Source organism: Streptomyces sp. NRRL S-340 (assembly GCF_000720185.1).
GTDB lineage: Bacteria > Actinomycetota > Actinomycetes > Streptomycetales > Streptomycetaceae > Streptomyces.
Map to the genome: position 1 here is coordinate 21,866 of NZ_JOIY01000026.1, position 13,536 is coordinate 35,401.

Sequence of the window (13,536 nt, forward strand, 5' to 3'; positions counted from 1 at the left end):
GGCGTGCGTGAAGCAGGTGAAAGTGGTATGGAGCGGGCGCGGGCGGCCGTCCCGCCCATTTGTTTTGACCGCAGCGAATGCGATAGGTACGCTCAGACCTTGTGCCTGGGGTGTGCCCTGGCTCTCGTGCGTGCCTACAACCGCCAGGGAGCCGTCATAGGCCACCGCAATCTGCGCTTCTTTCTGCCTTGCGCCGGGAGTCCGCGGGATTCGACACACCCGACCGCGTGGGTCGGCGACGTTCCAGGTTAGCTGTACCCATCGGCACACAGAAACCGGAGAAGTAGTGCCTACGATCCAGCAGCTGGTCCGCAAGGGCCGGCAGGACAAGGTCGAGAAGAACAAGACGCCGGCACTCGAGGGTTCGCCCCAGCGCCGTGGCGTCTGCACGCGTGTGTTCACGACCACCCCGAAGAAGCCGAACTCGGCCCTCCGTAAGGTCGCGCGTGTGCGTCTGACCAGCGGCATCGAGGTCACGGCCTACATTCCGGGTGAGGGACACAACCTGCAGGAGCACTCCATCGTGCTCGTGCGCGGCGGCCGTGTGAAGGACCTGCCGGGTGTTCGCTACAAGATCATCCGCGGTTCGCTCGACACCCAGGGTGTCAAGAACCGCAAGCAGGCTCGCAGCCGTTACGGCGCCAAGAAGGAGAAGTAAGAATGCCTCGTAAGGGCCCCGCCCCGAAGCGCCCGGTCATCATCGACCCGGTCTACGGTTCTCCTCTGGTGACCTCCCTGATCAACAAGGTGCTGCTGAACGGCAAGCGCTCCACCGCCGAGCGCATCGTCTACGGCGCCATGGAGGGTCTGCGTGAGAAGACGGGCAACGACCCGATCATCACGCTGAAGCGCGCGCTGGAGAACATCAAGCCGACCCTCGAGGTCAAGTCCCGCCGTGTCGGTGGTGCGACGTACCAGGTTCCGATCGAGGTCAAGCCCGGTCGTGCCAACACGCTCGCGCTGCGCTGGCTGGTCGGTTACTCCCGCGCCCGTCGCGAGAAGACCATGACCGAGCGTCTGCTCAACGAGCTCCTCGACGCCTCCAACGGCCTCGGCGCCGCTGTGAAGAAGCGCGAGGACACCCACAAGATGGCCGAGTCCAACAAGGCCTTCGCGCACTACCGCTGGTAGTCGCTTCCCCATCGAGAACCGAGAGAAGACTGAAGCCTTATGGCTACCACTTCACTTGACCTGGCCAAGGTGCGCAACATCGGCATCATGGCCCACATCGACGCGGGCAAGACGACCACCACCGAGCGGATCCTGTTCTACACCGGTGTGTCCTACAAGATCGGTGAGGTCCACGACGGCGCTGCCACCATGGACTGGATGGAGCAGGAGCAGGAGCGTGGCATCACGATCACCTCTGCTGCCACCACCTGTCACTGGTCGCTGGAAGACGTCGACCACACCATCAACATCATCGACACCCCGGGCCACGTCGACTTCACCGTCGAGGTGGAGCGCTCCCTGCGCGTGCTCGACGGTGCCGTGACGGTGTTCGACGGCGTCGCCGGTGTCGAGCCCCAGTCCGAGACGGTGTGGCGTCAGGCGGACCGCTACGGCGTCCCGCGTATCTGCTTCGTGAACAAGCTCGACCGCACGGGTGCCGAGTTCCACCGCTGCGTCGACATGATCAGCGACCGCCTGGGCGCGCAGCCGCTGGTCATGCAGCTGCCGATCGGTGCCGAGGCGGACTTCAAGGGCGTCGTCGACCTCGTCACGATGAAGGCCTTCGTGTGGTCCGCCGAGGCCACCAAGGGCGAGATGTACGACATCGTCGACATCCCGGACACCCACACCGAGGCTGCCGAGGAGTGGCGCGGCAAGCTGCTCGAGGCCGTCGCGGAGAACGACGAGGAGCTGATGGAGCTGTACCTGGAGGGCACCGAGCCCTCCGTGGAGCAGCTCTACGCGGCGATCCGCCGTATCACCATCGCCTCCGGCAAGGGCGACGGCACCACCGTCACCCCTGTGTTCTGCGGCACCGCGTTCAAGAACAAGGGTGTCCAGCCGCTGCTCGACGCGGTCGTGCGCTACCTGCCCTCCCCGCTCGACGTCGAGGCCATCGAGGGCCACGACGTCCGCGACGCGGAGAAGGTCGTCACGCGCAAGCCGTCGGACGACGAGCCGCTCGCCGCGCTGGCGTTCAAGATCATGAGCGACCCGCACCTCGGCAAGCTCACCTTCGTCCGTGTGTACTCCGGCCGCCTGGAGTCCGGCACCGCCGTGCTGAACTCCGTCAAGGGCCGCAAGGAGCGCATCGGCAAGATCTACCGCATGCACGCCAACAAGCGTGAGGAGATCGAGTCGGTGGGCGCCGGCGACATCGTCGCCGTCATGGGCCTGAAGCAGACCACCACCGGTGAGACGCTCGCGGACGAGAAGAACCCGGTCATCCTGGAGTCCATGGACTTCCCGGCGCCGGTCATCGAGGTCGCGATCGAGCCCAAGTCCAAGGGTGACCAGGAGAAGCTGGGTGTCGCCATCCAGCGTCTCGCGGAGGAGGACCCCTCCTTCCAGGTCAGCACCAACGAGGAGACCGGCCAGACCGTCATCGGCGGTATGGGCGAGCTGCACCTCGAGGTGCTCGTCGACCGCATGAAGCGCGAGTTCAAGGTCGAGGCCAACGTCGGCAAGCCGCAGGTCGCCTACCGCGAGACGATCCGCAAGGCCGTCGAGCGCGTGGACTACACCCACAAGAAGCAGACCGGTGGTACCGGTCAGTTCGCCAAGGTGCAGATCGCGATCGAGCCCATCGACAGCGGCGACACGGCGTACGAGTTCGTGAACAAGGTGACCGGTGGCCGCATCCCGAAGGAGTACATCCCTTCGGTGGACGCCGGTGCGCAGGAGGCCATGCAGTTCGGCATCCTCGCCGGCTACGAGATGACGGGCGTCCGCGTCACGCTTCTCGACGGTGGCTACCACGAGGTCGACTCCTCCGAGCTGGCGTTCAAGATCGCCGGTTCGCAGGCCTTCAAGGAGGCCGCGCGCAAGGCCAGCCCCGTGCTGCTCGAGCCGATGATGGCCGTCGAGGTCACCACGCCCGAGGACTACATGGGTGAGGTCATCGGCGACATCAACTCCCGCCGTGGCCAGATCCAGGCCATGGAGGAGCGGGCCGGTGCCCGTGTCGTGAAGGGCCTGGTGCCCCTCTCGGAGATGTTCGGCTACGTCGGAGACCTCCGCAGCAAGACGTCGGGTCGCGCCAGCTACTCGATGCAGTTCGACTCCTACGCCGAGGTTCCGCGGAACGTCGCCGAGGAGATCATCGCGAAGGCCAAGGGCGAGTAACTCTTCCGAGTTCCAGCCCGTAGGCTTGACTCCGGAGCCTCGTGGGGCATTCCGCCTCTTCCGCAGGAAGCGGGAGGAATGCCCCCCGGGATCCGGGCCATCCAGCAAAGATCACCTGGCGCCGATGAAGTAAGGCGTACAGAACCACTCCACAGGAGGACCCCAGTGGCGAAGGCGAAGTTCGAGCGGACTAAGCCGCACGTCAACATCGGCACCATCGGTCACATCGACCACGGTAAGACGACCCTCACGGCCGCCATTACCAAGGTGCTGCACGACAAGTACCCGGACCTGAACGAGGCCTCGGCCTTCGACCAGATCGACAAGGCTCCTGAGGAGCGTCAGCGCGGTATCACCATCTCCATCGCGCACGTCGAGTACCAGACGGAGGCGCGTCACTACGCCCACGTCGACTGCCCGGGTCACGCGGACTACATCAAGAACATGATCACCGGTGCCGCGCAGATGGACGGCGCGATCCTCGTGGTCGCCGCCACCGACGGCCCGATGCCGCAGACCAAGGAGCACGTGCTCCTGGCCCGCCAGGTCGGCGTTCCGTACATCGTCGTCGCCCTGAACAAGGCCGACATGGTGGACGACGAGGAGATCCTGGAGCTCGTCGAGCTCGAGGTCCGTGAGCTCCTCTCCGAGTACGAGTTCCCGGGCGACGACGTTCCGGTCGTCAAGGTCTCCGCGCTCAAGGCGCTCGAGGGCGACGAGAAGTGGGGCCAGTCGGTCCTGGAGCTCATGGACGCCGTCGACAACGCGATCCCGGAGCCGGAGCGCGACGTCGACAAGCCCTTCCTGATGCCGATCGAGGACGTCTTCACGATCACCGGTCGCGGTACGGTCGTCACCGGCCGTATCGAGCGTGGTGTCCTCAAGGTCAACGAGACCGTCGACATCATCGGCATCAAGCAGGAGAAGACCACCACCACGGTCACCGGCATCGAGATGTTCCGGAAGCTCCTCGACGAGGGCCAGGCCGGTGAGAACGTCGGTCTGCTCCTCCGTGGCATCAAGCGCGAGGACGTCGAGCGCGGCCAGGTCATCATCAAGCCGGGCTCGGTCACCCCGCACACCGAGTTCGAGGCGCAGGCCTACATCCTGTCCAAGGACGAGGGTGGCCGCCACACGCCGTTCTTCAACAACTACCGTCCGCAGTTCTACTTCCGCACGACGGACGTGACCGGCGTGGTGACCCTCCCCGAGGGCACCGAGATGGTCATGCCGGGTGACAACACCGAGATGAAGGTGGAGCTCATCCAGCCCGTCGCCATGGAAGAGGGCCTGAAGTTCGCCATCCGTGAGGGTGGCCGCACCGTGGGCGCCGGCCAGGTCACCAAGATCAACAAGTGACCAAGGTCTGTGGCACCAGCGCACTGAGGTGAGCTGAGCCACTCGAAGGGCCCGTACGACTCCGGTCGTACGGGCCCTTTCGCGTGTCTGCTTCCGCCCGGGACGCGGGCCCCGGCCACCGGGACGTGTCCGGCCGGGCCTGGGGGCGTCTGGACGGACGTCCGGTCCCGGTACGCGGCGGTCCCGGTACGCCAGAGCGGGCCCGGGCCCCGGACGGGGACCTCGGGCCCGCTCTCGCCCCCCTCGGGCGGACAGTGGTCGGAGTGGGGGGGGCGGGGTCAGGCGCGGGACCAGAGGGCCGGGACGTTCGGGGGTTCCCAGCCGGGCTGGGCCTGGTGGCCCTGGAGGCAGCGGTAGGTGGCGCCGCCGTAGGTGACCGTGTCGCCGGGCTGGTAGACGGTGCCGGCCGCCCACGTGCCGCCCGGGTCGCCGGGGCCGGGGCCCGGGCCGTCGTCGGCGGTCTTCAGGGTGAGGCCGTAGTTCGACAGGATCGGGTTGACCGGCTGGAAGAAGGTCGTCCCGCCGCTCGTGCAGTCGCCGGAGCCGCCCGAGGTGACACCCTGGGCCTGGCTGCCGGAGACGAAGGAGCCGCCGGAGTCACCGGGTTCGGCGCACACCGAGGTGCGGGTGACACCCGAGACGGTGCCCTCCTGGTAGGTCACGCTGGTGTTCAGCTGCTGGACGGTGCCGCAGTGCCACCCGGTCGTCGATCCGGAGCGGCACACCGAGGCGCCGACGGTCGCCACCGTGGAGCCGGTGACCTGGAGGTTCTGGCCGTTCTGGTTGACGTACGGCGTCGCGGTCCAGCTGGAGTTCGTGGCCACCCACGACATGTCGTTGCCGGGGAAGACCGACGCCTGGAAGGTGCCCTGCGCCACCTGGTTGGCGCCGGTGGTGGTGGAGCCGGCCTGTCCGCAGTGGCCGGCCGAGGCGAAGCCCTGCTGGGTGCCCCGGGTGACCGGGAAGCCGATCGAGCAGCGGGTGTTGCCGTTGATGTAGTACGCGTCGCCGCCGCGCAGGTCGTACAGCGGCCGGGGGTGCTCGGCCGACTTCACCACCTTGGCCAGCGACCGGTCCACCCCGGCGGCGGACAGCAGCTCACGGGCGGCGGCGGGCCGTACGGCCTGCACGACCAGCGTGTCGGTCCGGACGTCGACGTACCACACCGGGGTGTCGAGGGTGTTGCGGTGCGTGGCGGCACGGTCCAGGCGGGCCTTCGCGGCGTCCAGCGCGGCGAGGGAGTGACGGACGACGACGGCCTCGGCGCCCTGTGCCCTGATCGCCGCGGCGTCGGCGGCGTCGGTCGTGGCCACGCTCAGCGCGCCGGAGTCCGCGCCGTGCACCCAGGCGCCCGCGTAGTGCGCGCCGAGCGCGGCCCGCAGCCGGCCCGCGGTGGCCCCCGCCTCCGCCTCGTTCGCCAGCCGGTGCTCGGCCTGCTGCCGGCCGATGCCGAGATCGCGCTGCATGGCGTTCAGGACGGCGGCGGAGGTGTCGGCGGTGTGCAGGGTCCGGGCGGCCGACGGCGCCGGCGTCCTCGCCTGCGCGGCGGTGGAGCCCGCGGCCTCGGCGCCGGCCTGTCCGCTGAGCCCGGTCAGGACCAGTGCGCCCGTCGCCACCACCGCCGCGCAGGCGGCTCTCGTCTGTCTGGGGAGCATGGGGGATCTCCTCGGTCTCGGTGGGGAGTGCCGAAACCGTAGGGAGGGCCGTCCGGCGGGCGTAAGCCTTCGGCTGACCCCCTTGCCCGGTGTTATGGAAGGGCTGCGTCCGGCCGGGCGGGTGTGCGAGCGGGTGGTTCCGCGGGAGCGGGCACGTGCGGACGGCGTCCCGCGGTCACCTGGGTGCGGCGGCCAGCCGTGCTCACGGCGGCGCCGTCCCGCCGGGTCTGCCGCCACCGGCGAGCCAGTCGGCATAGGTGTCGCTGCGGGCGGCCACGGCCGCGTGGGCGCGACGGGCCTGGGCCAGCACCGTGCCCGCGGTGTCGGCGCGCTGGGTCGCCGGGTGCCAGCCCAGCAGGTGCCGCCACAGCAGCGGGGTGCCGGCCAGCGGCCGGGTGGTGATGCCGGGGGTGGTCGGGAAGGTGGCCCGGCACAGCCCCACCGCCCGTCCCACCTGCACCAGGTGCACGCAGGAGGCGATGTCCGTCTCGTACATCCGTCCGGGCGTGAACCCGGCGCGGGCACAGGCCGCGGTGAAACAGTCGGCGAAACACCCGTCCCCTGGCACGCAGGCCCACTCCTCGTCCGCCAGCTTGGCCAACTCCACTTCGAGGGTGCGGGCGAGCGGGTGGCCGTCGGCGAGCATGACGAAGACCGGGTCGACGGCGAACTCCTCCCAGGCGAGGTGTTCGGTGCCGGGTGGCGCGGCGGTGCCGCAGGCGCCGGTGACGGCGTAGTCGAGGCGGCCCTCGGCGAGCAGGGCGGCGAGTTCGCGCTCGGACCAGGAGGCGTGCGTCGACACGTGCAGGTCCGGGGCGGCGGCCGCCAGCAGGTCGATCAGGGCGCCCAGCAGCGGGCCGTGGGTGCCGCCGAGCCGCAGCCGTTCGGCCTCCCGTCCGCTCCGGCCCCGGGCGAACCGGACGGCTTCCCGCTGGAGCTCGGTCACCGCCGGCAGGACGATCCGTGCCCGTTCCAGTACCAGCTCGCCCAGCGCGGTGGCGCGCACACCGTGCCGCCCCCGCTCGAACAGTTCCCCGCCCAGGGCCCGTTCGATACGCCTGAGCTGGGCGCTCAGCGCGGGCTGCGCGAGCCCGAGGACCGTTGCCGCCCTGGTGAGGCTTCCCGCGTCGGCTATCGCCCGGACCGTCTTGAGATGCCGCAACTCCAGCTCCATGGAGGGAGCTTGCTGCGCGGGCGGCACAGGGGCAAGGGGTTGGTCCGGACCACTGGAAGCACCGGAGGCGCACAGCGGTGAGCGGGCCTCGGCCGCCCTGGCGGGCTTGAGCAGAACCCCGGCGGCGTCGCGGTGGGGGGTGGGGGTGCGGGATGGGGCCGGCGGGCCGCTGGATGGAGGTGGAGGCGGAGGTGCGGGGCGGAGGCGGAGGTGCGGGGCGGAGGGGGAGGCGGTATCGGAGGCGCGGGGCGGCGGCAGAGGTGGAAGCGCAGGGCGGCGGCGGAGTCGGTGGTGCTGGGCGGCGGCGGAGGGGGAGTCGGTGGTGCTGGGCGGCGGGTTCGGGCGGCTGCACATGGACCATGCGGCGCGGAGGAGGGTGGCCCCCCAGGCTCCGAATCTGGGTACGCGTGCTCATGCGCACCTCTGTGAACGCCTGCTTGGATGAAGCGGAGCGGGCCGGCGCGGGTCGCCGGCGCACCGTCAGGGGTGAACCTGTCACTGAAGGTAGTTAGAGTTGTGACGGACGGGGCCGCCGCTGCGCGAACACGTGAACGTACGGGGGAGGACGACGAGTTGACGAGCGATGCTGGGACCGGTGGGGCACTGGGGCCTCTGCTCGGCGGTCTGTTCGGTGCGACGGGTTCCGCCGCCGCGGCCGTGGGCGCCCAGGCCGACATGGCCACGGAACTGTCCTCGTTCACCAACTTCCAGAAGCGGGTGGACGACCTGATCCGTGATCTCAAGGGATCGCAGGCAGGCCCGGCCAAGGTCGGCCAGGAGCAGCTCGTCCGCCATCAGTTCGGCGGGGGCGGCGGTGCGTGGGCGGAGGCGACCGGGCTCTATTCGGCGTACGAGTCGGTGATCAGCGAGCTGGAGACGCTGTCGAAGCTGCTGTCCGACTCGATGGAGGGCATGGCCATCGCGGTCATGGCCTCGCACAAGGGCTACCAGAACATCGACCTGGACATCCGTGACCGGATGGCGGCGATCAGCGCCGAGACGAGCAAGCACTACGGCGGGAGCTACGACCCGGCGCTGCCGAAGAAGAGCCACGGCGGTGGGGGCCAGGGCGGAACGGGTGGACACGACCACGCGGCACAGCCCTCGGCGGGCGACACGGGCGGCACGATCTGATGGTTCGCACGGGGACGGGGGAACTCTGATGGCAGGCACGGGAAGCGGCGGCGGCACGTCCTTCGAGAGCATGAGCCACGAACAGATGCTCGCGTGGCTGGACCAGGCGAACTCGGGCGAGGTCCAGGCCGCCGCCACTCGCCTGGCCGCGGCCGCGAAGGAGATCCGGAAGATCGCGGAGGAGCTGAAGGTCCGTCCGCAGTGGGTGGAGTGGAAGGGCGAGGGCGCCGATGCCTTCCGCGCCTGGGCCAACGACCTGGCCAACTCGACGCACCGTCTCGGTGATTTCAGTGAGAACTCCGCGAAGTGGCTGAGCGAGGCGTCCAACGCGATCGCCACCGCGCAGGTGTCGATCCCGCGGGACACCAAGAGCGCCCACGCGAACCTGGTGGCGGCCACCGCCGCGCACAACGACCCCGACGCGGCGGCGATCCGCACGAAGTCCGCGGCCGAACTGGCCGCCCTCAAGGCGGACCAGGAGAAGGTCCGCCTCGAGGCGGCGGCCCAGATGCGGAAGCTGGGACAGTCGTACGAGCACTCGGCGACCCAGATGAACGCCTTGCCGAGACCGAAGTTCCCACCGCCGCCGGCGGTGATCGCGCCTCCACCAGGCATGCATGGAAGGGACAGCAGCGGCTACGTTTCCCGTCCTACGGGCAGCGGCAGCGGGACAGGACATCTGTCGATGAGCAAGACTGGCGAACTGCACGCCAATCCACCAGGCAGCTCACCTCACCCAGGGCTGACGGCGGCAGGAACCCCAGAGACTTCGTCGAGTAATACAGGGTTCCCGGGGCACATGCCCTCCCCCGCGGACCTGGACCATCACGTGAGCACTGACTCCGTGGGTACGGTGCCGGACTCGGTGGCGCATCCCCACATTGTTACGACTGGGGTCCCGTCGGGTGTGGGCAACCCGGATGGTCTTTCTCAGACACACGCGCCAATCATCACACCAGCCCTCCACGGCAGCGTAAGGAATCCGACAGGTTTTGAGCGAGCCGGGCGTGTAGGTCCAGGGGCGGTCGCGAGACCGAACACAGACCGGGTCGGCCCGGAGGGCAGAGGGAGCGGCCATCTGGGGCCGGGGCGCACGCCCATAGGGCGGACACCGCAGGTGCCCGGAAAGCCGCTTCCCGGGCAGCCCGAGCCTGCGACCGGACGTACGGCTGGAGGCGTTGCCGGCGGCCGCCCCGTCACTCCACCGGTCAGTCGGTCCTCAGCTGCACTTCCGCGTGGAACTGTCGTGGGGGCTGAACAGGCGACGGCTAAGGGGCGCAATCAGGCGGCTACCGGTACCACCGGCCCGCTGAGACAGAACGTCGGCGGTACGGGGCAGCAAGCGGGCAGCCGCCGTTCCGTTTTCGCATACGGCAAGGCGGTGGGGAGCGAGTCTCCACAGCCCAGCAGGGGCACGGCCCGCCGGCCGGTATCAGGCCCGGCGGGTGGTGCCACGAGCGCTGGGGCGCCGGTGCGGGGAGGCGTGGCGGGAGGCACGCCTGCCGGGCGGGCGAATGAAGGGCGCAGTGGTGGTGGCTCCGAAACCCGTAGAGCCGCTACGCCTTCGGCCGCTCCGATGAACACCACCGGCAGGCGCTCCGGACGCAAGCGCGACCGTGAGAAGGAGCGCTCCGACGAACGCCGTGCTGTGCCGCCGGTTGCTGATTGACGGCCTTGAGAGAAGGCGAGAGGAAACCATGGCCATCAGGAGAAATCGACGTGCCGCCGGGGGTGCTCTGACGTCGGCAGCGCTCGCCATGCTGACGGTGGGGCTCGTGGCACCTTCGGCGCATGCGGAGTCGACTCGTGAACAGCAGTGGTTCCTCGATGCCATGAAGGCCGAGCAAATGTGGCAGAGCAGTACCGGTGAGGGAATCACGGTCGCCGTTATTGATTCCGGAGTGGATCCGACTAACCCGGACTTGAAGGGTCGAGTTCTGCGGGGGAGAGATTTCGCGAGGGGGGAGTCGGGAGACGAGCACACCGACTACGAAGGTCACGGTACGGGAATGGCCGGGCTGATCGCCGGGACTGGTGCATATGCCGGAGGAAAAGGTGCCTTCGGTCTTGCTCCCGGCGCCAAGATCCTTCCGGTCCGGGTGCCCCGGGCCAGTTCGGCGGCCAATGCCGCCGAATCCAGTCGGGAATTTAACCAGACCCTCCCTGAAGCGATCCGCTACGCGGCCCAGGCCGGCGCCCGAGTGATTAATATCTCACTTGGGGATTCTCAGGGCTCGCCTCAACTGAATACAGCAGTCAAATATGCCTTGAGTAAGGGCTCATTGATTTTCGCGTCGGTCGGTAACAGTGGGAATAGCTCGAATCAGGTCGAGTATCCTGCCGCCACTCCGGGTGTGGTTGGCGTAGCTGCCGTGGGGAAGAACCTGCGGAGAACTGCCGAGTCGGAATTTGGGCCACAGGTGGATATGTCCGCCCCGGGTGATCAGATGGTCCATGCCTGCGGGGGCGGAACCGGGCTTTGCCGCTCGCACGGCACCAGCGACGCCACCGCCCTGGCCTCCGCCAGTGCTGCTCTCATCTGGGCCAAGCATCCGGATTGGACCAACAACCAGGTCCTGCGGGTCATGCTGAACACCATCGGGGGGCCCACGGACGGGGCCAGGCGTAACGACTCCATCGGTTACGGCATCGTGCGGCCGCGTATCGCCCTGGAGAACCCCGGGGACCCCGGGCCCGCGGACGTCTATCCGCTCCCGGATCTGGCGGCCGCGGCGTCGCCTTCCCCGACGGTGAAGGCGCCCGGCGCCAAGGGTGCGGGTGGCGCGGACGACACCTCCCCGGCCAAGGGAGAAGCCGGCGCCTCGGCCGGAAGCGGCGACGGCGACGGCGTGCTGTGGCTCGGCGCCGGCCTCGCAGCGGTCGTGGTGATCGGTGGAGCCGCAGCTGCGTTCGTCCTCGCCAGGAGGCGACGGCTCTCCGGCGCCGAGGTGAGCAGGGAAGCCGCAGCGGCGGCGGCCTCCCGGTATCTGAGCACCGTCGCCTACCCGGACAGGGCGGGTTCCGTGACCGTCCTTCCGGAGACGGGGACCGAGTTCGCGTACGGCTGGGCCTTCCGCTTCGAGTTCAGGGAACACAGCGGGGCAAGGACCCAGGCGAACCCCCGGTCCGACTACGTCATCGTCGTCCCCCACTCCGGAGCGGCCCCTCATTTCCCGCCGCCGGACATCCCCACGGCCCGGTACATGGAGCTGTGCGCCGACCGTGACCGGCACCCGGCCGTCTGATCCACCGATCTCCCCTGTCTCGCATCATGGACGCCCGGAGTTCGGTCACTGGTCAGTACATTCACCTGCGGGTAACACTGGAGCGTCCTGCGCGCGGCAACGGCGCCGAGCGCTCAGCAAGCTCACCACCGGTCTCGTACCGGTGGCAGCCGTGCCAGAAGGGGACCTCCGTGACGACCCGACCGGACAGTCAGAACCAGCTCGACGCCCTGCGCAGCGAGATCGAGCGGCGCAACCCCGCCCAGCCGGAGTTCCACCAGGCCGTGCACGAGGTGCTGGACACGCTGGCGCCGGTGCTGGCGGCCCGGCCGGAGTACGCCGAACCCGGGCTGGTCGAGCGGCTGTGCGAGCCCGAGCGGCAGGTGATCTTCCGGGTGCCGTGGCAGGACGACCAGGGGCGGGTGCACGTCAACCGCGGTTTCCGGGTGGAGTTCAACAGCGCGCTCGGCCCGTACAAGGGCGGTCTGCGCTTCCACCCCTCCGTCAACCTCGGCATCGTCAAGTTCCTCGGCTTCGAGCAGGTCTTCAAGAACGCCCTGACCGGTCTCGGTATCGGCGGCGGCAAGGGCGGCAGCGACTTCGACCCGCACGGCCGCAGCGACGCGGAGGTCATGCGGTTCTGCCAGTCCTTCATGACGGAGCTGTACCGGCACATCGGCGAGCACACCGACGTGCCCGCCGGGGACATCGGCGTCGGCGGCCGTGAGATCGGCTACCTCTTCGGCCAGTACCGGCGCATCACCAACCGGTGGGAGGCCGGGGTCCTCACCGGCAAGGGGCTCGGCTGGGGCGGTTCGGCGATCCGGCCCGAGGCCACCGGGTACGGCAACGTCCTGTTCGCGGAGGCGATGCTGCGCGAGCGGGGCGAGGACCTGGAGGGGCAGACGGCCGTCGTCTCCGGTTCCGGGAACGTCGCGATCTACACCGTCGAGAAGCTGCTCGCCCTCGGCGCCAACCCGCTGACCTGCTCGGACTCCAGTGGCTACGTCGTCGACGACAAGGGCATCGACCTGGATCTGCTCAAGCAGATCAAGGAGGTCGAACGCGGACGGATCAGCGAGTACGCCGAACGCCGCGGCGCCTCCGCGCGGTTCGTGCCCGGCGGCCGGGTGTGGGAGGTGCCGGCCGACGTCGCGCTGCCGTCCGCCACGCAGAACGAACTGGACGAGAACGACGCCGCCGCGCTCGTGCGCAACGGCGTGAAGGCCGTCTCCGAGGGCGCGAACATGCCGGCCACGCCCGAGGCCGTGCACCTGTTCCAGCGCGCGGGGGTCGCCTTCGGGCCCGGCAAGGCCGCCAACGCGGGCGGCGTCGCGGTCAGCGCCCTGGAGATGGCGCAGAACCACGCCCGTACGGCATGGTCGCCGGCCCGGGTCGAGGAGGAGCTGGCGGGGATCATGAGTCACATCCACACCACCTGCCACGAGACCGCCGAACGCTACGGCGCCCCCGGCGACTACGTGACCGGCGCGAACATCGCCGGCTTCGAGCGGGTCGCCGACGCGATGCTCGCCCAGGGCGTCATCTGACAGAAGCGCGAGGGAGCGTCCGCACCCCGTCCGCGCCCCCGGTACGCGACCGCGCCCCGCCCTGGAGGTCGTACCCTCCGGGGCGGGGCGCGGACATGTGTGCGTGAGCCGGGACGTGTGTCCGTCACCGGGACGTGTGTGCG

The 13,536-nt window shown here is 69.3% G+C and carries 9 protein-coding genes; 7 read left to right on the top strand and 2 right to left on the bottom strand.

Annotated elements, in window-relative coordinates; all coding sequences use genetic code 11:
- The first annotated feature begins 286 nt into the window (after nucleotides 1-286).
- From rpsL to tuf, 4 genes are all read left to right on the top strand, one after another.
- Nucleotides 287-658, top strand: coding sequence for a 30S ribosomal protein S12 (rpsL, locus tag IG64_RS20670; protein ID WP_003948652.1), 372 nt, complete (start codon nucleotides 287-289; stop codon nucleotides 656-658).
- Nucleotides 659-660: 2 nt separating this feature from the next.
- A complete protein-coding gene (rpsG, locus tag IG64_RS20675) occupies nucleotides 661-1,131 on the top strand; it encodes a 30S ribosomal protein S7 (RefSeq protein WP_003992340.1) in 471 nt (156 codons plus the stop codon).
- A 39-nt stretch (nucleotides 1,132-1,170) separates the two neighbouring features.
- Nucleotides 1,171-3,297 (top strand): elongation factor G, encoded by a 2,127-nt coding sequence (fusA, locus tag IG64_RS20680; protein WP_037858394.1) that lies wholly within the window; start codon nucleotides 1,171-1,173, stop codon nucleotides 3,295-3,297.
- A gap of 165 nt (nucleotides 3,298-3,462) precedes the next feature.
- Entirely contained in the window at nucleotides 3,463-4,656 is a 1,194-nt protein-coding gene (gene tuf / locus IG64_RS20685; protein WP_037858396.1) for an elongation factor Tu, read from the top strand.
- Between the two features lie 278 nt (nucleotides 4,657-4,934).
- Here tuf and IG64_RS20690 read toward each other — a convergent pair whose 3' ends face one another.
- On the bottom strand, nucleotides 4,935-6,311 hold the full coding sequence (locus IG64_RS20690; RefSeq protein ID WP_107474310.1) for a carbohydrate-binding protein: 1,377 nt from the start codon (nucleotides 6,309-6,311) through the stop codon (nucleotides 4,935-4,937).
- Between the two features lie 202 nt (nucleotides 6,312-6,513).
- Nucleotides 6,514-7,485: a LysR family transcriptional regulator gene (locus tag IG64_RS20695; RefSeq protein ID WP_037858398.1), complete on the bottom strand. Its 972-nt coding sequence runs from the start codon at nucleotides 7,483-7,485 to the stop codon at nucleotides 6,514-6,516.
- Nucleotides 7,486-8,058: 573 nt separating this feature from the next.
- Here IG64_RS20695 and IG64_RS20700 point away from each other — a divergent pair.
- The 3 genes from IG64_RS20700 (at nucleotide 8,059) to gdhA (ending at nucleotide 13,393) form a co-directional block, all read left to right on the top strand.
- Nucleotides 8,059-8,619: a hypothetical protein gene (locus IG64_RS20700; RefSeq protein ID WP_234438578.1), complete on the top strand. Its 561-nt coding sequence runs from the start codon at nucleotides 8,059-8,061 to the stop codon at nucleotides 8,617-8,619.
- Nucleotides 8,620-10,316: 1,697 nt separating this feature from the next.
- On the top strand, nucleotides 10,317-11,864 hold the full coding sequence (gene mycP / locus IG64_RS20705; protein ID WP_051813152.1) for a type VII secretion-associated serine protease mycosin: 1,548 nt from the start codon (nucleotides 10,317-10,319) through the stop codon (nucleotides 11,862-11,864).
- Nucleotides 11,865-12,034: 170 nt separating this feature from the next.
- Entirely contained in the window at nucleotides 12,035-13,393 is a 1,359-nt protein-coding gene (gdhA, locus tag IG64_RS20710) for an NADP-specific glutamate dehydrogenase (RefSeq protein ID WP_037858400.1), read from the top strand.
- Nucleotides 13,394-13,536: the final 143 nt, after the last annotated feature.

Excerpts from the sequence above, each read along its gene's own strand:
- IG64_RS20695 (WP_037858398.1), bottom strand. The coding sequence starts at position 7,485 with ATGGAGCTGGAGTTGCGGCATCTCAAGACGGTCCGGGCGATAGCCGAC.
- mycP (WP_051813152.1), top strand. The coding sequence starts at position 10,317 with ATGGCCATCAGGAGAAATCGACGTGCCGCCGGGGGTGCTCTGACGTCG.
- fusA (WP_037858394.1), top strand. The coding sequence starts at position 1,171 with ATGGCTACCACTTCACTTGACCTGGCCAAGGTGCGCAACATCGGCATC.
- IG64_RS20690 (WP_107474310.1), bottom strand. The coding sequence starts at position 6,311 with ATGCTCCCCAGACAGACGAGAGCCGCCTGCGCGGCGGTGGTGGCGACG.
- rpsG (WP_003992340.1), top strand. The coding sequence starts at position 661 with ATGCCTCGTAAGGGCCCCGCCCCGAAGCGCCCGGTCATCATCGACCCG.